A 19,842-nucleotide genomic window follows, 5' to 3' on the forward strand; every position below is an offset into this window, starting at 1 on the left:
GTGTCCGTTTCGAGCATGGATGCTAAAGGGACATTTCCGCTGTGATGGACGCAACTTAGGCGCCCTGAGTCGCGTGATACGGCACACACCGCCGCATCGAGGTGGACGGCCCGGGACGCAACTTTCAGGACACCTCGCGCATCAAACGTGTATGAACCCTCAGCGCACGGTGTTCGGGGCAGTGCTGGCTGCCTTGGCGCTGGCCCTGGCGCCCAGCGCACCCGGTGCCCTCGCCGTAGGCGGAGATGCCTCTGCGACACCGTCCCCCCTGCCGACTCGGGCGTACGCGACGATCAGCGCCGAGAAACAAGTCAACGTGGGGGCGGGGGCGCAGTCGGTCACCGTGGGCTGGATGTTCTGGGACGGCGGGGCACAGGTCCCCGTTCCCACGAACGACTCGCTCGTCATCGATGCGAGTGACCTCGCGGGCATCGCGAGCGTCACGGTCGACGACCCGCGGTGCACAGCGGACGGGCGAGTCTTCACCTGCCTCAACAAGGGCGCCTCGCAGAGCCGTTCGGTCGACTTCACCCTGCGTACGGAGGCGGGCGCCACACCCGGCGTCAGCGGCACGATCACGTACGCCCTCACCGCCGACCGTGCCACCGGCGCCACTGCGAAGGCGAAGGTGGTCGTAGGCACCCCGAAACTGGACGTCGGCAGGGTGCCCGACGTGACGCACGCCAGGATCGGTTCCCGGATCGATGTGCCGCTCCGGCTGCGCAACACCGGGGATCTGGCCACCGACCGGCGCATCATGCTGCGTTGGGAATCGGAGGGCGGTCTGGTCTTCGACCGCAAGTACTCCAACTGCGCCTACGGCGAAGGCGATGACCCCCGGGAGCCCGGCGGCCAGACATCCGTCACGTGCGTCTTCCCGGTTTCCTCGGACTCCGTGCCGGCGGGGGGCACCGTGGAGCTGAGCAGCCCCCTGACCGCCACGGTCGGCGAGCACGTCCTGACCGCCGTGACCGACTACTCGGCCAGGCTGCTCAAGCCGCGCGAACAACCCGGCGGCGGCAGCCACCGGGGCACCGGGCCGGCGCTCACCCTGGTACGGGCGTCCGGAACGGGAGGCGGATTCGAGCACGGTGGCGAGGGCCGGTTCACCGTCGCGGCCGACAACTCCGCGGACCTCGCGGCCGAAGCCACGACAAGGTCAGGCCGCAGGGCGGGCGAATGGCTCCTGGACATCAACGCCGTGAACCACGGACCGGCCTCCGCGTACGGGATCGACGACAAGTCCGTCGCCGTGGTCGACGTCGTCCTGCCCAGGGGCGTGGTCGCCGACGGCACCGCTCACATGGAGGAGGAGGACAGTCCTTACGGCCCCTGCCTTCTCCGCGTCGGCAGCACCACGACTGCGCCTTTCGAGGCGGGCCACCGGCATTACGTGTGCAGCGTGCCGTTCGGTGTCGCAGCCGGCAAGGGCCAGCTGTTCGAACTGTGGGTGAAGCGGGCCAAGGGCTACGACGGCGCCAAGGGCAGAGCGACCGTGCGTCCCGGCCCGGCCGGCATCCCCCTTCACGACCCGGACGCCTCCAACGACAGCATCACCTTCTCCTTCGGCGCGCCGTCCACACCGACCGCGGCGGCACCGTCCGGCGACCCCCTGACCGCCACGGGCACGGGCCGCACGCTCATCGCCGCAGCGGCCGGGGCCGCTCTGCTGGGCGCCGTCGCCCTCGTCGTCCGCCGCCGCGGGCCTACCCGCTGAAACGCCAAGTCAGCTGACCTGCGGTGTCGGTGCGACGTCGGAGCACTGTCGGTGGCTCATAGGTCAGGGCTGGCACCTTTCCAGAGACGGCCGACCGGAACTCACCGGGCGGCCCGATCCCGAAGGAGCCACCATGCACACCCCAGTCACGATCATCGGCGCCGGACTCGGCGGACTCACGCTGGCCCGCGTCCTGCACGTGCACGGAATCCCGGTCATCGTCCACGAGGCGGAGTCCTCCCCCTCGGCACGCGCGCAGGGCGGATTGCTCGACATCCACGACTACAACGGGCAGCTCGCACTCAAGGCGGCCGGGCTGATGGACGAGTTCCACGCCATCGTTCTGGAGGGCCGCCAGGCGCTGCGGGTCCTCGACCGGGACGGGACCGTCCTGCTCGACCAGCCCGACGACGGCATGGGCGGACGCCCCGAGGTGCAGCGCGGCGACCTGCGACAGCTGCTGCTCGACTCACTCCCGGCAGGCACCGTGTGCTGGGGGCACAAGGTCAGCCATGTCCGTGCCCTCGGCGAGGGGCGCCACGAGGTCACGTTCGCCGACGGAGGCACCGTCGTGACCAGCCTGCTGGTCGGCGCGGACGGCGCGTGGTCACGCGTCCGGCCGCTGCTGTCCACCGCCACACCCGAGTACATCGGCAAATCGGTCGTCGAGACCTACCTGTTCGACGCCGGCACACGGCACCCGGCCGCCGCGAAAGCCGTCGGCGACGGGATGCTGATCGCTCCTTCGCCGGGCAGGGAGATCTTCGCTCACCGGGAAAAGAACGACACTCTGCACGCCTACGTCGGGGTGTCCGAGCCGCAGGACTGGTTCGCCGCCATCGACTTCACCGATGCCGCCACGGCCACCGCGCGGATCGCGCAGGAATTCGACGGCTGGGCGCCGGAACTCACCGCGCTGATCACCGACAGCGACGTCGCGCCGGTGCTGCGCCCCCTCCACGCGCTGCCGTCCGGACACCGGTGGGACAGGGTGCCGGGAGTGACCCTGCTCGGCGACGCCGCCCACCTCGCGGCTCCGAACGGCGAGGGTGCCAACCTGGCCATGCTCGACGGCGCCGAACTCGGTGAAGCCCTCGCCGCGCACCCCGACGACATCGAGACGGCGCTCACCGAGTACGAGCAGGCTATGTTCCCCCGCAGCGCCGAGACCGTCATGGACGAGATGCCCGAGATGGATGCCCAGGGCGTGATCGACTGGTTCACCGGGAAGGGCCAATGAGCCGGTCAAGCCTCGAACTGATGCCCGAAAACCCACATCGCGGGCCATCAGTCTGACGCTGTCGTGCGGGCGATGCCGTGATCAGTCGTCGCCGGCCGGGCTTCAGCGGGGAGCCAGTCCGCGCTCCTGGGCCGCCGCTCCGAAGTAGTCGCCACCCTTGCGCTTGGTGTCGTCGGTGCCCCAGGCCCGCTCGTCGTCGGCAGCGGAACGGTCCACACTGTCGGTGTTCTGCCGGACCGGTGCTCTGACCAGCCTCGGTATGTGCTTCGAGCAGTGGATGTACGCCTCTTCGACCTCGACCTCCACCCACACGTGCGGGCGGCGGCCGGGTATTGGATCAACCGGTAGGCCCGGAATCCTCAGGCGCATGGCGTCATCGGTGACCAGCTGTGCGCGGCCGTTGACATGGAGACCGATACGGTCCTGGGAAAAGTCGATCATCAGTATGCCGACGTGCGGGTTCTCCCGGATGTTGCCGAGCGAGGCCATGACGCCGTTCCCGCGGTACTCCGGGTAGGCCAGAGTCGCGTCGTCGAGTACCCGGAGAAATCCCGGTGGGCCGGCCCGGAAGGTGCTGTCGCACTCGCCGTGACGGTCCGCGGTCGCGAGGAAGAACATCTCCTGACGGGCCACGAACTCCTGCATGCGTGGGTTGAGCCGGTCCAGAACCTGCTCGTCGTAGAACCGGTCGGCGCGGCCGACCGTGCCCAGCTCATGCTGGATCTGGTGCTCGCCGTGGCTACCGGGCCGGTCTGCCCGTTCATCGTGGTGCAACGGTCCTCCTGACAGGGATGTCGGCAGGGCAGCGGCTCGTCGAGCCGTGGGATCGGGACTCGTGTCTGTGTTCCGGCCCTGTTCTCGGTGTTCACCTCGGCCCACGTGACTGATTTCGTCACCTGGCAGGCCGAAAATCGACACCGGCCATGGCTGACAGACTAAGACGTGTTCCGCAAATGATCTACGGACTGGTCGAGGTGTGGTCCTCGCCTCGACCATCGGCCCTGCCCAGGCCGCCTCCGCTGTCGCAGAGGCGGCGAGGTCGCATCACGCGACGGCGGTTCCCTCCAGCTCGACCAGCTGGCCGGGGACCGCCAGCCGCGTCACCCCGAGCATCGTGGTGGTCGGCGCCACCCCGGCGGCGCCCAACCGCCCCGCCAGCACGCCGTAGTGCTGGAACAGCAGATCGACGTCGGTCGTGTAGACGTTGAGCCGGACGACGTCCGCGAGGGACATGCCGGCCTCGCCGAGCACGGCCTCCAGGTTGTCGATGCTCAGCGCCAACTGCGCCGCCATGTCACCGTCGTGCTGAGGTTTGCCCTCGTCGCTCATCGCGGTCTGCCCCGAGATGTACAGGGTCCGGGTGTGCCCGGAGACGACCTCACCCTGGTTGAACCCCAACTCCACCGACCAGGTCACCGGGTTGACCGCCGTTCGTTCCACTGCCACGTCAGCTCCGTTCGAATCATCGGGAGTACGTACGGCCATCGGCTCGGCAGCTGCCGGCGTCGCCGTCGTGTCAACGAGCCTCGCAGCGAATCACGACACCCATGGTCATGTATTCCGATAGGGTTTTCGCATGCGCGCCGACCGGTTGGTCTCGCTGGTGCTGCTGCTGCGTCAGCGCGGTCGGCTGACTGCGGACACGCTGGCCCGCGAGCTGGAGGTGTCCACCCGCACCGTGCTGCGCGACATCGAGGCGCTGTCCGCCGCCGGCGTCCCGGTCTACGCCGAGCGCGGTCGGCACGGCGGTTTCGCCTTGTCGCCCGGTTTCCGCACCGAGCTCACCGGTCTGAACCACGACGAGGCCCTTGCCCTGCTGACCGCCGGATCGGGGCGCGGCGAGCTGGTGTTCGGCCTCGGCTCGGCGCTCGCTTCGGCCATGCGGAAGGTGGTCGACGCGCTGCCCGAAGGCCACCGGGCTACCGCGAGCGACGCGGCCCGGCGCTTTCTCGTCGAGCCGGAGACCGACCTGCTCGCACGTCGGCTGGTCACCGAGGAGGTACCCGACGCCACCATGATCGAGGTCCGGCGCGCGGTGCTCGCCGGCCACAAGCTGCGTATCCACTACGCGGCCACGGGCCGGACGCCGCAGTGGCGCACGGTGGACCCGATCGGCCTGGTCACCGTACGCGACCGGGTCTACCTGCTGGCCACGAGATCCGGCGCGGACCGCACCTACCGGCTGTCGCGGGTGCTGGCCGCCGAGGAACTCCCCGAAACGGCACAGCGACCGAACCAGGTCGATCTGGACCGGATCTGGCGGGAACGCTCCGCGCGGTTTCTCTCCGACAGCGACCACATCACCGTGCTCGTACGGGTGGACCCGGCGCGGCGGGAGGACCTGCTGGACACCGCGCTGGCCGTCCGCGCGGAGGAACCCGACGCAGACGGCTGGCTGCGGCTGGAGGTGACCTTCCAGGACGCACGACACGCCGAATGGGCGCTGTGGCAGCTCGGCACGGACGCCGAAGCCCTCACCCCGCAGTCGTTGCGCACATCACTGCACAACCGCGCCGCCGCGATCGCCGCCCGCTACGCCGAGCGTCCCCCGAAGTACCGTGAAGAGGCGCCGTCATGAGGCGCCGTAACGCGGGCCAGTCTGTGGATCATGCAGGATGACTCCCCGCTGATACAGAGTCTGCGTACCGCCGTCGCCGCCGCTCCCGCCGACGTACCTCTGCGGTTGCATCTGGCCCAGCTCCTGCTGGAGGCGGGCCGCTCGGAAGCGGCCGTAGCCGAGGCGGCCGTAGCCGAGGCGGCCGTGGCCCTTCAGCACGCGCCGGGTGACATCCAGGCCCGTGACCTGATGGCCCGGGCGATGGGCGCGCCGGCCCCGGCGCCGGCGCAATCCCCGGAACGGCGGGCGGGGTTCGACTGGCCTGCGCCCTGCTGATCACCCAGATCCCGTGGACGGACCGCACGGTCCCGCAGGTGCTGTTCTGGGCCGGTCTGCTGTCGGCGGTGGCGACGATGTGGTTCGACCGGCGCAAGGACGGCTGAACGGACCTGTCAGCCGTACATCGCCACGCGGTGGAGAGCCGCGAGTGCGTCGTCGATCGGATGCGGCTGAGGCCTGCCCGAGGAGTCGAGCCTGTTCCACCGCTGCAGGTTCACCGCGACGGACATCTGCCGCTTGCCGTCGGCTCGGATCATGGCCAGCGTGCCGGCACCCCAGACCGTGCCGCCATGACCCCAGAAGGTGTCCTGGCCGGGAGCCTCCATCGGGTGCAGACCGAGGCCGTAGTCGATCGTCTTTCCCTCTTGGGAGACGACCGGGACGGTGCGCTGCATCTGCTCCAGCGACGACGGGCTGACGATCTCGCCGGCCAGCAGCATGCCGAAGAAGCGGTTGAGGTCCGCGACGGTCGATATCAGCGAGCCGGCCGGCCCCACCCATGACATGTCGTAGACGCTGTAGTCGCGCGGCGGGTCGATCATGCCGAACCACGCCTCGTAGATCCGCGAGTGCGGTCCCTCGACGTACGGTTCGGCGGGGAGCTCGGTGTCCCGGAGCCCGGCGCGCTCGATGACGTTCCGGGTGATGTACCGCTCGGCCGTCGTGCCGGTCACGTGTTCCAGGAGTTCGCCGAGGAGCAGGTAGTTGGTGTTGGAGTACACCCCCGGAGTGCCGCCGGGTGCTCCGACGGCAGGTGCGGTGACCCCCATCTCGATCAGTTCGGTGGGGTGGAACCGCGTGAGCCGGTTGTCGTCCAGGCTCTCGGGCCCGGTGTCCGCGAGGGCGGGGAGCGCCTTGAGGGAGGGATAGGCGTAAGGGAGGTACTCGGCGAGGCCGCTGGTGTGGTTGATCAGCATCCGGACCGTGATCGCGTCACCGCGCTCCCCGGGAACCAGCCTCGGAAGGTACCGGCCGATCGGCTCGTCGAGACCGATCCGACCGCTCTCGGCCTGCTGCAGCACCGCCGCGGTGGTGAAGGTCTTGGTGATGCTGCCGACGCGGTGCCGCATGTCGGCGGTGACGGGGCGGCCGGTGGCGAGATCGGCGACCCCGGCTGCACCGCGCCAGACCTGGTCGCCGTCACGCACCTCGGCGAACAGGCCCGGCATGCCGGCACGGTGGACGTTTTCCATGGCGGCGTTCAGCTTCGCGGGATCCAGTGGGTTCCTCATGACCTGCGTCCTTTCATTCCCGGGTCGCCCGGCAGGCGCTCATGCCCTCATTATGCACGCAGTGCGTGCAACAGTGAGTGCATAAGCTAGGCTGAGTCTCGACGAAAGAGGGTGAGATGGCAGGCCGAAGGCGCTGGTCGACCGAGGAGATCCTGGATGCGGCGGCGGAACTGCTGCGCACGAGCGACGCCGAGTCGTTCAGCGTGCGCAAGCTCGCCGCGGCGCTCGGGACCGACTCCTCCAGCCTCTACCGGCACTTCCGCAGCAAGACCGAACTGCTGCGCGCGGTCGCCGACCGGATCCTGATGGCCGCCATGGACGGTTACCGTCCCGAGGGCGACTGGAAGCAGCGCATCACCGCCCTGGCCCTGCGCGTGCGGGAGGCCTTCGGCCGGCAGCCCCAGCTCGCCGCGGTCTGGGGACGCTACGCGTCAGGCGGCGCCGGATCCCGGCTGGTCATGGAAGAGGTGCTGCAGGCCCTGCGCGAGTCGGGGCTGCCCGACGAGGAGATCCCGGCGCGCTACCACCGGCTCGCGGTCCTCATCGCCGCCTTGATCGCCTCCGAGGCCGGGGTCAGCACCATCACCCCCGAAGAGCACGAACAGGGCATGGAGCTGTTCCGCGTCGCGGTACTCGGCGCCGACCCGGAACGCTTCCCCGCCCTGGCCCACTTCGCCCGCGACGTCCGCCCCCTGGGCGCGGACCGCCGCGCCGCGTTCGAGGAGCTCCTCGCCGCCCAACTCGCCGACGTCGAGGCCGCACTTCGCCGCAGTTAGCCCGTCGACACCGCCGCCGTGGAGCGCCACGCTATGTTCGGGATGCTGCGCCGCCATCCGGCGGTGAGTTCGCGTACGAGGAGGCGCCGTGGCGGTCCTGCTGTACTACCCGCTCGTGAAGCCGCCGACGGAGATCCTGCACCAGGCGCTGCTCTACTGGGACGGCATCGCGTCCATCGTGCCGCAGGACAGCCGGGAGTACGACGTCGCCGTGCCCGCGGAACTGCACGAGCTGAAGGAGCGGCGCCTGTACACGCCCGTCACCTTCGAGCTGGGCGACATCGAGGAGCTGGACGACCCTGAATGGGGCCAGGACCGCGGCCAGGCTTCCCGCGTCCTGCTGCAGGAACTGCGCAGGATGGCCGTCCCCCCGCACCGCCACCGGCTGTCCTTCCCGGACGCGTACCTCTACGGTTCGAAGATGAGCTTCTGGCTGGAGCGGGAACTCCTCTCACTCCGCCTGGCCCGGCCGTACCGGGGGGACTACTGGAGCCTCGTCGTCCCGCAGGAAGTCCAGCAACTGGTCATCGGCACCCTGGCCCGCGAGATCGCCGCCGGCCGCCGCGTCTCGTACGTCCCCTGTACCGACCGCGTGGACGCGCAACGATGGGCCCTGCGTCCCGCCGGCGAGGACCGGCTGCCCGCCTGGGAACTGGAACTCGGCAAGCTCCTGCCCCTGCCCGTCCCCGGCACCCCGACCGCCGACGTCGTCGCCTTCCGCGAGCGATACGCCGACGAGCGGCACCGCCTGATGCGGGCTCTGCACCGCATGCTCGGGGACCTCCGCCGCGACTACGAGCACCCCGCCGACGTCCTGGCCCAGTTGCGCCGGGAGATCGAGGAGTCCGTCGACGACTACCGGGCCGCCGCCAGGAGCAGCCGGATGGCATGGGTCGACCGGTCCGTGATGGTGACCCTGGCCCTCGCGGCCGCCGCCGGAGGCGTGGTGCAGCCCGGCCTGACCTGGGTGCTCGGAGCGGTGGGCGGCTACGCGCTGAACGTGGCCACCCGCGAGATCCGCCCGCTCAGCAGGGCCCGCCGGGACCACGACTTCAGCTACCTGCACCGGGTCGGGGAAACCCTGACCTAGGGCCTGTCGTTTGGATCAGATCGCAGACGCGGGGTCTGGCACGCACGGCTGCCCTTCCGGACGTGCCCGTTCCACCGGATGCCGGACCACCCCGTGTGAGCGGGCGGGCAACGTGGGACCGATCCTGCATGCGCAACGTGATCACCGGTGACGACGGGCCGTGGTGCTGGATGACCGGAAACAGAGCGGGGGACGGGCGCAGCGAAGGGACCGTGCTGCGTCCTCGCACGGTGTCCAGCGCCCTCGGCGATGCGATCAACCGGGCGCCGGACGCGGTGGGGCGATGCCCGTGACCGCCGGCACGGCCCCCGCGCGCCCCGGACCACCGCGTGCGCTCGCGCTGCTCGCCGCCGCCCACGGCGGGCCCGCTCTGGCCGTCACCGCCGTCACGGGCCTGCTGGCGCTCCGCGCCGGCCTGCGCCCGCCGGCCGCCGCCGCCGTCACCGCGGCGGTGTTCACCGGCCAGCTCACGATCGGCTGGGGCAACGACCTGCTCGACCGCTCGCGCGACCGCGCCGTGGGCCGCACCGACAAGCCGTTGGCCGTCGGTTCCCTCCCGGCCGGCTGGGTGGCACGTGCCCTCGTCGTGGCCGCTCTGGCCTCCCTCGTGCTGTCCGCGCTCGCCGGCTGGCGCAGCGCACTCGTCAACATCGTCCTCGCCACCGGCGCGGGCCACGCCTACAACTTCGGCCTCAAGGCGACCCCCTGGTCATGGGTGCCGTACGCCTGCGGCTTCGGGACACTGCCCTCGGTCGTGACCCTCGCCGCCTCACCCCCTCACTGGGCGCCCTGGTGGATGACCGCGGCCGGCGCCGCGCTCGGCGTCGGAGCGCATCTGCTCAACGTGCTGCCCGACCTCGCCGACGACGAAGCAACCGGGATCCGCGGCCTGCCGCACCGGATCGGCGAACGCCCCTCGCGCGTGCTGGCCGCCGCGCTGCTCACCGCCGCCTCGGTGCTCGCCGTGACCGGTCCCGCCGGACCCCCTCCGGCATGGGCCTGGACGGCCCTGGCGCTCGTCACCGTCCTCGCGGGGCTCACCTGGTTCGGCCGCGGGCGCACTCCCTTCCGTGCCGCGGTGACCATCGCCCTGCTCGACGTCGTGCTGCTGACGGTCGCCTGATGGGACCGGCAGACATCGCTCCGGCCGGCGCCGGCCCGTCTCCCGCCACGACCGCCCCGGCAGTCCCGCCCCAGCCCTCGCGCTCACCGTCACGGTCGAGCTCGCGCTCGGCCTCGGCCGGGTGCTCCCCTCGTCCCACCGCCCCGTCCCAGGAGCCAGCATGACCATGCGCGTCCTCAGCGTCCGCGGCACCCTGCCCGAGCACTGCCACCGGCAGCAGGAGATCACCGAGTCCTTCACCACCACGCTGGTCGGGAACACGGTCGATCGCGGCGTCGTCGAGCGGCTCCACCGCAACGTGTGCGTCGAGACCCGGCACACCGTGCTGCCGCTGGAGGAGTACGGCCGGATCGAGGACTTCGGCCAGTCGAACGACGTCTTCATCCGGGCCGGTGTCGAACTCGGCGGCCGGGCGGTCGTCGACGCGCTCAAGAGCGTCGACCTCACACCGGCCGACGTCGACTACATCGTCTCCTGCACGGTGACCGGCCTGGCCGTGCCCTCCCTGGAGGCCCGGGTCGCGGCGGAGATCGGACTGCGCCCCGACGTGGTGCGCCTGCCCCTCGTCGGTCTCGGCTGTGTCGCCGGCGCGGCCGGCATCGCCCGCCTCAACGACCTGCTGCGCGGGCGCCCCGACGCCGTCGCGGTGCTGATGTCCGTCGAGTTGTGCTCCCTCACGCTCCAGCGCGACGACACCTCGGTCGCCAACGCCGTGGCGAGCGGCCTGTTCGGGGACGGCGCCGCCGCCGTGGTCGCCGTCGGGCGCGAGCACCCTCTGGCACAGACCGACGACCCCGCCGCTCCCGAAGTACTCGCCTCGCGCAGCCGCCTCTACCCCGACTCGGAACGCATGATGGGCTGGGACGTCGGCTCCGGCGGGTTCAGAGTCGTCCTCGACTCCGCGGTCCCCGACCTGGTGCGCCGACACGTCGGCGACGACGTCCGCGGATTCCTCGCCGATCACGGGCTGACCGGCCGTGACCTCGACTGGTACGTCGCCCACCCGGGCGGCCCCAAGGTCCTCGAGGCGTTGCAGGAAGCCCTCGGCGTCGAGCGGGACGCGCTGGGCGTGACCTGGGAGTCGCTGCGCCGGATCGGCAATCTGTCCTCCGCCTCGGTGCTGCACGTCCTTGCGGACACGCTCGCCGACCGACCGCCGCCGCCCGGCTCCTACGGCCTGATGCTCGCCATGGGCCCGGGTTTCTGCTCCGAACTCGTACTCCTGCGCGCCCCGGGTGGTGGGCAGTGAGCGGCGAGGCCTGGTTCACCCTCCTGGTGCTGGCCGTGGGCCTGGAGCGGGTCGCCGAGCTGGCCGTCTCCCAACGCAACGCCGCCTGGAGCCTCGCGCGGGGCGGCGTGGAGTCCGGGCGGGGGCACTATCCGTTCATGGTGGTGCTGCACACCGGCCTGCTCGTCGGCGCGCTGGCGGAGGTGTGGCTGCGCCGGCCGGACGTCGTACCGGTCCTGGGCTGGTCGATGCTCGCCCTTGTCGTGCTCGCGCAGGGGCTGCGCTGGTGGTGCATCGCCACGCTGGGCCGGCAGTGGAACACCCGGGTGATCGTCGTGCCCGGCGCCGCGCGAGTGACCGGCGGACCCTACCGCTGGATCCCGCACCCGAACTACGTCGCCGTCGCCGCCGAAGGGCTCGCGCTTCCGCTCGTGCACTCGGCCTGGATCACGGCGGTCGTCTTCACCGCGCTCAACGGGCTCCTGCTCGCCACCCGCGTCCGCGCCGAGGACGCCGCCCTGACACGGCTGGCCTGAGGAGGCACACATGGATCTGCTCGTCGTCGGCGGGGGACCCGCGGGCCTGGCCACGGCCTTGCACGCGGCCCGGGCAGGCCTCGACGTCACCGTCTGGGAGCAGCGCGCCGGCGTCGTCGACAAGGCGTGCGGCGAGGGCCTGATGCCGGGCGCCGTCACCGCGTTGGCCGCGTTGGGCGTGCACCCGCCGGGGCGCGACCTGCGGGGTATCCGCTACGTCGCCGGACCCCGCCGCGTCGACGCCGACTTCGGAGCGGGCCCGGGGCGCGGAGTGCGTCGTACGACGCTGCACGCGCTGCTGCGCGAGGCGGTGCTGGCAGCGGGCGTACGCGTCGACCAGCGCACCGCGCGTCACGTCGAGCAGGACCAGGACGGGGTGGTGGTCGACGGCATCCGCGCCGGCCATCTCGTAGCCGCCGACGGCCTGCACTCGCCGATCCGCCGCGCCCTCGGGCTGAACCGGCCGCGCCGGTCCCCTCCGCGGCACGGGCTGCGGCGCCACTACGCGCTCGCCCCCTGGAGCGACCACGTCGAGGTGCACTGGGCGCGCGAAGCGGAGGCATATGTGACCCCCGTGGCCGATGACCTCGTGGGCGTCGCGGTGCTCACCACGGTCCGCCGGCCGTTCGACGACCACCTCGCCGCCTTCCCCGAGTTGCGGGAGCGGCTGGCCGGGGCCGCCGTCGCCGGACCGGTACGGGGAGCAGGCCCGCTCCGCCAGATCGCGAGCGCGCGCACCGCCGGCCGGGTGCTGCTCGTGGGCGACTCGGCCGGGTACGTCGACGCGCTCACCGGCGAGGGCATCGCGCTGGCGCTCGCGCAGGCACCTGCCGCGGTGCGGGCCATCACCGGCGGTGACCCGGCGGCCTACGAGCGGGAGTGGCGGCGGCTCACCCGGCGCTACCGCTGGCTGACGCACGCACTGCTCGGCGCCACGCGCAAGCCCCCGCTTCGCGCGGCGCTGGTGCCGGTCGCGCAACGGCTGCCGTGGCTGTTCTCCGCGACCGTCGCCATGCTGGCGGGCCCGGTGGGCCCGCGCGGAGTAATACACAGCGGCGCGGCACGGCACCTCGACTCACCGCACCAGGGATGGCACCGTAAATGACCATGAAGCGGACCGAGTCAGGGCAAACAGTGCGATCGGTGCGCTGGAGGCTCGTACTGGCCAGCACGACCATGCTCTTCATCGAGCTGGCGCTGATCAGATGGGCGGGTGCCAACGTCGTCCACCTGAGCTACTTCTCGAACTTCATCCTGCTGGGATCGTTCCTCGGCATCGGCATCGGCTTCCTGATCCCCGCCGAGCGCGGACAGTGGCTCAAGCGCTGGACACCCGTTCCGCTCGCGCTGCTGGTCATCCTGGTGCGCGAATACCCGGTGCAGGTGCGCCAGAACAGCAGCGAGGTCCTCTACTTCACCGCCGTGAAGACCACCGGCCTTCCCGAGTGGGTTACGCTGCCGGCCATCTTCCTGCTGACCGCGGTGATCATGGCCGGGATCGGAAAGATCACCGCGGATCTCTTCCGCCTGCTTCCCTCGCTCGACGCCTACCGTTACGACCTGCTCGGCAGCATCACCGGCTCCCTGTCCTTCGCTGTGCTGTCCTGGCTGCGTGCTCCGTCGGTCGTGTGGGGCGTACTCGCCGCCGCGGCCCTGCTGGTCCTCGGAGGGCGGCGCAACACCCTGCTGTACGGCATTCCCCTCACGGCGATGGTCGGCGCCCTGTTCCTGGAGACGACGACGAGCGGCATCTCCTGGTCGCCCTACTACAAGATCGAACTCGAACCCTCGCCGACCACCACCCGGACCTGGTACATCTCCGCCAACGGCGTCCCTCACCAGAGCACCGCCCCGCTGCCCGTGCTGATGCAGAAGGACTCGCCCTACCGCCAGGCGTACGACCAGACACCCCGCAACCCGCACAAGCGCGTGCTGATCATCGGGGCCGGAAACGGCAACGACGTCGCGGTAGCACTCGCGTACGGAGCCCAGCACGTGGACGCGGTCGAGATCGATCCCCGGCTCCAGGAGATCGGCTCGGACCTGCACCCCGCAAGGCCGTACGACGACCCGAGGGTGCACGTGCACATCGACGACGGGCGCGCCTTCCTGGAGCGGACGCAGGCGAAGTACGACCTGATCGTCCTGGCCCTGCCGGACTCGCTCACGCTGGTCGCCGGTGCGAGCAACCTGCGCCTGGAGAGCTACCTGTTCACCCGGCAGGCCTTCGAGGCCGCACGCGATCACCTGGCGCCGGACGGCGCGTTCGCCATGTACAACTACTACCGCGAGAGCTGGCTGGTCGACCGTTTCGCAGGGAGCCTCGACGACGTCTACGGTCACGCCCCCTGCATGACGACGTTCAAGAGGAACGCCGCCGTGCTGGTGGCCGGGATGACACCCGCCGACCAGTCCTGCGCGAAGGCCTGGCAGCCCAGCGGCGCGGTCCCGGCGGCCGCGAGCGACGACCACCCCTTCCCGTACCTGCTGCACCGGAGCATCCCCACGCTCTACCTGGGCGCCCTGGGCGCGATCCTGCTGGTGACGCTCCTGTCGGTGCGCCTGACCGGGGTCCGCATCCGCAGCGCGCTCCGCTACACCGACATGTTCCTGCTCGGTGCCGCCTTCCTGCTGCTCGAAACGAAGAACGTGATCGGCTTCGCCCTCTACTTCGGCACGACCTGGCTGGTCAACGCCCTCGTCTTCTTCGGCGTCCTGGTCGCCGTCCTCGCGGCGGTGGAGGTCCGGCGCAGGCTGCGGAAGGTCAACCAACTGCTGCTGCAACTGCTGCTCTTCGGCTCCCTCGCGGTGGTCTGGCTCGTCCCCGTGAGCGCGGTGCTGTCCCTGCCCTTCGCCGCCCGGCTCGCCGCCGCCATCGCCCTGGCCTTCACCCCGATCTTCTGCGCCAACCTCATCTTCTCGGACCGCCTAGCCCTCGCCCCGGACCCGACCTCCGCGTTCGGCGCGAACCTGCTCGGCGCGATGACCGGGGGCGCAATCGAGTACCTCGCCCTGGTGACGGGCTATCAGGCACTGCTCCTGGTCGTCGCCGTCCTGTACCTCGGGGCGTTCACCGCCATGCGCTTCGCGGGGCGGGATCAGACGCCTGCTGTCACCTTCGCACCGCCGCCTGTGAGTCGACGGTGATGCCCAGCCGCTCCGCCACGGTGGTGAGCGCTGCTCCCAGCGGGAGCGAGACCCGCGTGAAGGCGTGCCGGTCACCCCGGGTCGGCTCCCGGTTGACGATCAGCACCGGCTTCCCGTCCTGAGCCGCCTGCCGGACGAAGCGGAGCCCGGACATCACCGTGAGGGAGGAGCCGAGGACCAGCAGCGAGGCCGACGCACGGACCAGTTCACGGCAGTGCTCGACCCGTCGGGGCGGAACGTTCTCACCGAAGAACACCACGTCCGGTTTGAGGATGCCGCCGCAGCTCGCGCAGGGCACCACGCGGAAGTCCGCGACCTGCGCGTCGGTGAGGTCGGCGTCACCGTCCGGGTTGATTCCGGCGGCCACGGGTTCGAAGCCCGGATTGGCCTCCTCCAGCCGCTCGGCGAGTTCGCGGCGCGGGCTGAAGGCACCGCAGGCAAGGCAGACGACCCGGGCCAGACGGCCGTGGAGTTCCACCACGTCCTCGCTGCCGGCGACCTGGTGCAGGCCGTCGACGTTCTGGGTGATGACCCCCGAGAGCAGGCCGTGCCGCCCGAAGGCGGCCACGGCCCGGTGCCCGGCGTTGGGCCGGGCGCGGCCGAAGGTGCGCCAGCCGAGATGGCTGCGCGCCCAGTACCGGCGCCGGGCCCGGGCGCTGGCGGTGAAGTCCTGGTAGGTCATCGGTGTGCGCCGGCTGAGGCTCCCGCCCTCACCCCGGTAGTCGGGAATGCCCGACTCCGTGGAGATGCCCGCGCCGCTGAGCACCAGCACACCGCCGGTGCTCAGCGCATCGGCGACCGGCGCCGGATCCGTCGTGCCCGGCGGCAGGTCGTCGGTGGGCGTCCAGCTCAGAGTGGGGCGCATGCGCATGCCGTCAGGGTACGGCGCGAGCTGAACGGCAGTTGGCGGGCAATCGTCTTCCCTGCGATCACGTGTACAGATCACAGTCTCCTGGGCGCAAGGTTCTCCCCGCACGATCGGCATGTCCGCGACATCGAGCAGCAAGGAAGTGGTTGTGAGAACGCACCGCACTCCGCGCAGAACCGCCGCCCTCGTCCTGGGCACCGCCCTGCTCGCCCTCCTGACCCCCGCCCGGGCCGGGGCCGACGACGAGGGACTGCCGACGGTCACGCCCGCCGGCGAGACCCCCGCCCTCTACGACGACGAGGCGGGCGGCAACTCCGATGCGGACGATCCGGCGATCTGGCGCAACGCGGCCGACCCCGGCCGCAGCCTCGTCATCGCGACCGCCAAGGAGGGCGGCCTGCGGGTGTACGACCTGGACGCCCGCTTGGTGCAGTCGCTGCCGGCGCCCCGTCCGCCCGCCGAGGACGACGCCCCGGGACGGTACAACAACGTCGACCTCGTCACAGGCCTGCGCACCTCCACCGGCCGGGCCGACGTCGCCGTCGTCAGCGACCGCGGCAACGACCGGCTGCGGTTCTACCGCATCGACCCGTCGAAGCCGGGCGGCCCGCTGACCGACATCACCGACCCGGCGACCGCCCCGGTCTTCTCCACCGACCAGGCCGAGATCAACGACCAGCGCACCGCCTACGGCCTCGCCACCTGGCAGGACGAGTCCACCGGACGCTCCTACGCCCTGGTCAGCCGGCGGGAGCGGACCCGCCTCGCGCTGGTCGAACTGAAGCCGACCGCGAGCGGAACCGTCACCTACCAGCAGGTCCGCACACTCGACCTGCCCGCGTCCTTCCGCCTCCCAAACGGCACCACCTGGTCACCCTGCGCGGAGCCCGGCGAGCTCCCGCAGGTCGAGGGCATGGTGGTGGACCCCGCCAGCGGCACGCTCTACGCCGGCCAGGAGGACATCGGCATCTGGCGGATCCGCGCCGACCTCACCGGCAAGCCGGTCCTGGTGGACAAGGTCCGCGAGTTCGGCGTCCCCGGCGTCTACGACGAGGAGACCGAGGAGTGCGCGGCGGGCGCCGACCCCGGCTACGGCGGTGATCGCCTCTCGGCCGATGTCGAGGGCCTCACCCTGTTCCAGGAGCCCGGCGGGGACGGCTACCTGCTCGCCTCCAGCCAGGGCGACGACACCTTCGCCCTGTACGACCGCGAGGTGAGCGAGGACAACGAGTACGAGGGCGGCTTCCGCGTCGGCGCGGCCTCGGCGACCCTCGACGGGGCACAGGAGTGCGACGGCGCCGCCGTCCTGAACGCCCCGCTCGGCAGCCGCTACCCGAACGGCCTGCTGGTCGTCCAGGACGGTCACGAGACCCCCGAGGTCCCCGACGGCGAGGGCGGGACGCGCACCGCGACCGGCTTCAAGTTCGTCGACCTGGGCGACGTGGTGGACGCCGCCGACCTGTGAGGCGGCCTTCACGGCTTGCGGAACTGCTCCACCAGCGCCGCGTATCCGCTGCCGCCGTGACCGGCCGTCACCGCCCGCTCGGCCAGTGCCTTGACGAGCCTCGGCAGCCGGGCGTTGACGCCGAGCGACTCGCTCTCCTCGACCACGTGCGCCATGGCCGCCAGGTGCGTGTCGAGCGTGCCGTCGTCGGCCGGGTAGATGCCGTCGTCGGCCTGCCGCGCGTACTCCGGCAGCCAGCCGGCCACCGTGCCGACCGCCCTCTGTGCGATGGGGAGGTACGCCGTGGCGGACACACCGGCCGTGCCGAGGATCGCGGCGCCGTTGAGGAAACCGTCGAGCATGCCCCACATCAGGACGAGCGTGGCCATCTCGTGCGTGGCCGACAGCCCGGGGTCGTCGCCGAGGTGTAAACCCGCGCCGAGACCGCCCAACGTGGCCTCGTGCGCGTCGTACAGCGGTCGCGGCCCGCTGAAGACGAGCACGGCGTCTGCCGTGCCGACGGCATCCGGGACGGCCATGATCCCGCCGTCCAGGTAGCCGCCGCCGCGGCGCGCCACCGCCTCGGCCAACGCCCGGGCTCGCGAGGGCGTGCCCGAGGTCAGGTTGACCACGACGCGGCCGTCGAGCGGTCCGTCGAGGACGTCCGCCACGGCGTCGTAGTCCGAGACGCAGACCACCACGAGCGGGGCGGCCGCAATCGCGGCCGCCGGAGACCCGGCGAGCGTCGCGCCCCGGGCCACGAGGTCGTCGGCCTTGGAGGCCGTGCGGTTCCACACGGTCGTCGGGTGTCCTGCGCGCAGGAACGCCCCGGCAAGGGCCCCGCCCATCAGTCCGAGGCCCAGAACCGTCACGGGTGTGCCGGTGTGCATCATGTGCTCCCTCTCTGGTCGGTGGCACAATCGTCAACGTTCACACCGGTATGAAGGTCAAGGGGGAACGCGGGTGCTGATCGGGGAGCTGAGTCGGCGGACCGGGGTGAACCCGCACCAACTGCGGTACTACGAGGCGCAGGGCCTGCTGGTGCCGGACCGGGGCGACAACGGCTACCGCGAGTACGGCGACGACGCCGTGCTGACCGTGGCCCAGATCAGGAAACTGCTCGACGCCGGGCTGTCGACCCAGGAGATCGGGTACCTCCAGCCGTGCGTCACCGGCGCGGCTCCCGATCTGCGGCCCTGTCCGGAGACCTTGGACCTGCTGCGGGCGCGCATCGCCGGACTGGACGAGCAGATCGACACGCTCGTCCAGTCCCGCCGGACACTGCGGGAGTACCTGGAGGCCACGGAGCGGCGCCTGGCCGGCTAGGCCCTAGTCGCGGGCCCCCTGGCGGGGGAGACGGGTGGCCAGGGCAGTGGCGCTGCGGGCCAGGGGCGTGGTCATGATCCCCGCGACGGTGGTGCGGCCGGCGATGTAGGCGTCGAGACGGCGCCAGGCCGGAGGCAGGCGGGTCAGGGCGGTGTGGACGAGGCCGGGGTTGCGGGAGAAGAGGTTCATCAGCGTGCCGCTGGCTCGCATTTCGGTACCGAGGATGTCATCGACCTCTCGTCCGTAGCGGTCGGCGATGGCGCCGGTCTCCGCGTCGTCGGCGGAGGTGGCGAGACGGGCGGCGGCATGACCCGCCAGGTCTCCTGAGCACAGTGCGTAGGAGATGCCTTCCCGGGACCAGTGGTCGACGAGGGCGGCGGCGTCACCGGCGACGAGCACGCGGCCGCGGGCCAGGGGGGAGTCGGAGCGGCGGCACCGGGTCAGGTGGCCGGTGTCGTGGAGAGGGCGCGGGCCCACAAGCCCGTGGCGGGTGAGGAAGTCCTCCTTGTAGGCGCGCAGGGCGACGGGGTTGCCACGGGCGGCCACCACTCCGGCGGTGCAGACGTCCCCTTTCGGGAAGACCCACCCGAAGGAACCCGGCAGAGGCCCCCACTCCATCAGCACACGGCCGCGCCATCGGTCCGCTGTCCGCTCGTCGACCGGCACTTCGGCCTCCAGGGCGAGGTCGACCTGTGCGCACCGCACCCCGACGTACCGGGCGACTCTGCTGGCGCTGCCGTCGGCGCCGACTACAGCCCGGGCGCGGAGCGTGTCACCGTGGTTGGTCCTCACCATGACGGTGCCGCCCTGCTGTTCCAGGGCGGTCAGCGCGGTGCTGTCCCGGACCTCCGCTCCCGCCGCCGCGGCGACCTCGGTCAGCGCCGCGTCGAGTTCGCTGCGGTAGACCATGGCGATGGTCGGGGAACCGGAGACGAGGGTGCGTTCTCTGCGGCCGTTGAGCGAGAAGGTGAACTGCCGGGCGGTGTCGTGGACCCGCAGGGGCAGGCCGGGAGGCAGGGCGGCGAGGGATGCTCCGATGAGGCCGCCGCCGCAGGTCTTGTAGCGGGGGATGGCGGCGCGCTCCAGCAGCAGCGTCGCACAGCCCTTCTCGGCGGCGACGCGCGCGGCGGTGGCGCCGGCCGGACCGGCGCCGACGACGATCACGTCCCAGGTGCCGGGCGTGCGGGAGGGGGCGGAAGGAGGAGGCATACGAAGGTCA

At 71.5% G+C, this 19,842-nt stretch carries 18 protein-coding genes and 1 pseudogene; 13 read left to right on the plus strand and 6 right to left on the minus strand.

Annotation, left to right across the window (positions count from 1 at the left end):
- Positions 1 to 151: 151 nt before the first annotated feature.
- The gene (locus ACH4G3_RS17795) at positions 152 to 1,717 is read left to right on the plus strand and encodes a COG1361 family protein (protein ID WP_397625347.1); all 1,566 of its coding nucleotides are present in this window, start codon (positions 152 to 154) and stop codon (positions 1,715 to 1,717) included.
- Between the two features lie 133 nt (positions 1,718 to 1,850).
- Positions 1,851 to 2,957 (plus strand): FAD-dependent oxidoreductase, encoded by a 1,107-nt coding sequence (locus ACH4G3_RS17800; RefSeq protein ID WP_397625348.1) that lies wholly within the window; start codon positions 1,851 to 1,853, stop codon positions 2,955 to 2,957.
- Positions 2,958 to 3,059: 102 nt separating this feature from the next.
- On the opposite strand, the gene ACH4G3_RS17805 is transcribed toward ACH4G3_RS17800, so the two are convergent.
- Both ACH4G3_RS17805 and ACH4G3_RS17810 read right to left on the minus strand, forming a co-directional pair.
- Positions 3,060 to 3,731 carry a pyridoxamine 5'-phosphate oxidase family protein gene (locus ACH4G3_RS17805; protein WP_397625349.1) on the minus strand — a complete coding sequence of 224 codons (672 nt, stop codon included), beginning with the start codon at positions 3,729 to 3,731 and terminating at the stop codon, positions 3,060 to 3,062.
- Between the two features lie 270 nt (positions 3,732 to 4,001).
- On the minus strand, positions 4,002 to 4,397 hold the full coding sequence (locus ACH4G3_RS17810) for a RidA family protein (RefSeq protein ID WP_397625515.1): 396 nt from the start codon (positions 4,395 to 4,397) through the stop codon (positions 4,002 to 4,004).
- A 136-nt stretch (positions 4,398 to 4,533) separates the two neighbouring features.
- Between ACH4G3_RS17810 and ACH4G3_RS17815 the strand changes: the two genes are divergently transcribed.
- Both ACH4G3_RS17815 and ACH4G3_RS17820 read left to right on the plus strand, forming a co-directional pair.
- Positions 4,534 to 5,535: a helix-turn-helix transcriptional regulator gene (locus ACH4G3_RS17815; RefSeq protein ID WP_397625350.1), complete on the plus strand. Its 1,002-nt coding sequence runs from the start codon at positions 4,534 to 4,536 to the stop codon at positions 5,533 to 5,535.
- A 30-nt stretch (positions 5,536 to 5,565) separates the two neighbouring features.
- Positions 5,566 to 5,841, plus strand: a pseudogene (locus ACH4G3_RS17820) (tetratricopeptide repeat protein); the annotation flags it as partial.
- A 125-nt stretch (positions 5,842 to 5,966) separates the two neighbouring features.
- Here ACH4G3_RS17820 and ACH4G3_RS17825 read toward each other — a convergent pair.
- Entirely contained in the window at positions 5,967 to 7,085 is a 1,119-nt protein-coding gene (locus tag ACH4G3_RS17825) for a serine hydrolase domain-containing protein (RefSeq protein ID WP_397625351.1), read from the minus strand.
- 116 nt (positions 7,086 to 7,201) lie between these two features.
- On the opposite strand from ACH4G3_RS17825, the gene ACH4G3_RS17830 reads away from it, so the two are divergent.
- From ACH4G3_RS17830 to ACH4G3_RS17860, 7 genes are all read left to right on the plus strand, one after another.
- Positions 7,202 to 7,861, plus strand: coding sequence for a TetR/AcrR family transcriptional regulator (locus ACH4G3_RS17830; RefSeq protein ID WP_397625352.1), 660 nt, complete (start codon positions 7,202 to 7,204; stop codon positions 7,859 to 7,861).
- An 88-nt stretch (positions 7,862 to 7,949) separates the two neighbouring features.
- Complete coding sequence (locus ACH4G3_RS17835; RefSeq protein ID WP_397625353.1) at positions 7,950 to 8,951, plus strand: hypothetical protein; 1,002 nt, start codon at positions 7,950 to 7,952, stop codon at positions 8,949 to 8,951.
- A 283-nt stretch (positions 8,952 to 9,234) separates the two neighbouring features.
- Positions 9,235 to 10,074, plus strand: a complete 840-nt coding sequence (locus ACH4G3_RS17840; RefSeq protein ID WP_397625354.1) for a UbiA family prenyltransferase — start codon at positions 9,235 to 9,237, stop codon at positions 10,072 to 10,074.
- A gap of 160 nt (positions 10,075 to 10,234) precedes the next feature.
- Positions 10,235 to 11,323: a type III polyketide synthase gene (locus tag ACH4G3_RS17845; protein ID WP_397625355.1), complete on the plus strand. Its 1,089-nt coding sequence runs from the start codon at positions 10,235 to 10,237 to the stop codon at positions 11,321 to 11,323.
- Positions 11,320 to 11,838, plus strand: a complete 519-nt coding sequence (locus ACH4G3_RS17850; protein ID WP_397625356.1) for an isoprenylcysteine carboxyl methyltransferase family protein — start codon at positions 11,320 to 11,322, stop codon at positions 11,836 to 11,838. Before ACH4G3_RS17845 ends, ACH4G3_RS17850 begins: the two co-directional genes overlap by 4 nt.
- Before the next feature lie 10 nt (positions 11,839 to 11,848).
- On the plus strand, positions 11,849 to 12,943 hold the full coding sequence (locus tag ACH4G3_RS17855) for an NAD(P)/FAD-dependent oxidoreductase (RefSeq protein WP_397625357.1): 1,095 nt from the start codon (positions 11,849 to 11,851) through the stop codon (positions 12,941 to 12,943).
- 38 nt (positions 12,944 to 12,981) lie between these two features.
- Entirely contained in the window at positions 12,982 to 14,985 is a 2,004-nt protein-coding gene (locus ACH4G3_RS17860) for a spermidine synthase (RefSeq protein WP_397625358.1), read from the plus strand.
- Here the strand turns inward: ACH4G3_RS17860 and ACH4G3_RS17865 are convergent.
- Positions 14,951 to 15,856: an NAD-dependent protein deacetylase gene (locus tag ACH4G3_RS17865; protein WP_397625359.1), complete on the minus strand. Its 906-nt coding sequence runs from the start codon at positions 15,854 to 15,856 to the stop codon at positions 14,951 to 14,953. The genes ACH4G3_RS17860 and ACH4G3_RS17865 overlap by 35 nt on opposite strands.
- A gap of 145 nt (positions 15,857 to 16,001) precedes the next feature.
- On the opposite strand from ACH4G3_RS17865, the gene ACH4G3_RS17870 reads away from it, so the two are divergent.
- Entirely contained in the window at positions 16,002 to 17,318 is a 1,317-nt protein-coding gene (locus ACH4G3_RS17870; protein WP_397625360.1) for a phytase, read from the plus strand.
- Between the two features lie 8 nt (positions 17,319 to 17,326).
- Here the strand turns inward: ACH4G3_RS17870 and ACH4G3_RS17875 are convergent, their stop codons facing one another.
- Positions 17,327 to 18,187: an NAD(P)-dependent oxidoreductase gene (locus ACH4G3_RS17875; RefSeq protein ID WP_397625361.1), complete on the minus strand. Its 861-nt coding sequence runs from the start codon at positions 18,185 to 18,187 to the stop codon at positions 17,327 to 17,329.
- A gap of 73 nt (positions 18,188 to 18,260) precedes the next feature.
- Here ACH4G3_RS17875 and ACH4G3_RS17880 point away from each other — a divergent pair, with 73 nt between their 5' ends.
- Positions 18,261 to 18,623 (plus strand): MerR family transcriptional regulator, encoded by a 363-nt coding sequence (locus ACH4G3_RS17880; protein WP_397625362.1) that lies wholly within the window; start codon positions 18,261 to 18,263, stop codon positions 18,621 to 18,623.
- A 3-nt stretch (positions 18,624 to 18,626) separates the two neighbouring features.
- Here ACH4G3_RS17880 and ACH4G3_RS17885 read toward each other — a convergent pair whose 3' ends face one another.
- On the minus strand, positions 18,627 to 19,832 hold the full coding sequence (locus ACH4G3_RS17885) for a geranylgeranyl reductase family protein (RefSeq protein ID WP_397625363.1): 1,206 nt from the start codon (positions 19,830 to 19,832) through the stop codon (positions 18,627 to 18,629).
- Between the last annotated feature and the right edge of the window lie 10 nt (positions 19,833 to 19,842).

Origin of the sequence: Streptomyces afghaniensis, from assembly GCF_044327915.1 — a bacterium.
GTDB lineage: Bacteria > Actinomycetota > Actinomycetes > Streptomycetales > Streptomycetaceae > Streptomyces > Streptomyces afghaniensis.

Excerpts from the sequence above, each read along its gene's own strand:
- ACH4G3_RS17845 (WP_397625355.1), top strand. The coding sequence starts at position 10,235 with ATGACCATGCGCGTCCTCAGCGTCCGCGGCACCCTGCCCGAGCACTGC.
- ACH4G3_RS17795 (WP_397625347.1), top strand. The coding sequence starts at position 152 with ATGAACCCTCAGCGCACGGTGTTCGGGGCAGTGCTGGCTGCCTTGGCG.
- ACH4G3_RS17825 (WP_397625351.1), bottom strand. The coding sequence starts at position 7,085 with ATGAGGAACCCACTGGATCCCGCGAAGCTGAACGCCGCCATGGAAAAC.
- ACH4G3_RS17800 (WP_397625348.1), top strand. The coding sequence starts at position 1,851 with ATGCACACCCCAGTCACGATCATCGGCGCCGGACTCGGCGGACTCACG.
- ACH4G3_RS17815 (WP_397625350.1), top strand. The coding sequence starts at position 4,534 with ATGCGCGCCGACCGGTTGGTCTCGCTGGTGCTGCTGCTGCGTCAGCGC.
- ACH4G3_RS17840 (WP_397625354.1), top strand. The coding sequence starts at position 9,235 with ATGCCCGTGACCGCCGGCACGGCCCCCGCGCGCCCCGGACCACCGCGT.
- ACH4G3_RS17855 (WP_397625357.1), top strand. The coding sequence starts at position 11,849 with ATGGATCTGCTCGTCGTCGGCGGGGGACCCGCGGGCCTGGCCACGGCC.
- ACH4G3_RS17830 (WP_397625352.1), top strand. The coding sequence starts at position 7,202 with ATGGCAGGCCGAAGGCGCTGGTCGACCGAGGAGATCCTGGATGCGGCG.
- ACH4G3_RS17865 (WP_397625359.1), bottom strand. The coding sequence starts at position 15,856 with ATGCGCATGCGCCCCACTCTGAGCTGGACGCCCACCGACGACCTGCCG.
- ACH4G3_RS17885 (WP_397625363.1), bottom strand. The coding sequence starts at position 19,832 with ATGCCTCCTCCTTCCGCCCCCTCCCGCACGCCCGGCACCTGGGACGTG.
- ACH4G3_RS17875 (WP_397625361.1), bottom strand. The coding sequence starts at position 18,187 with ATGCACACCGGCACACCCGTGACGGTTCTGGGCCTCGGACTGATGGGC.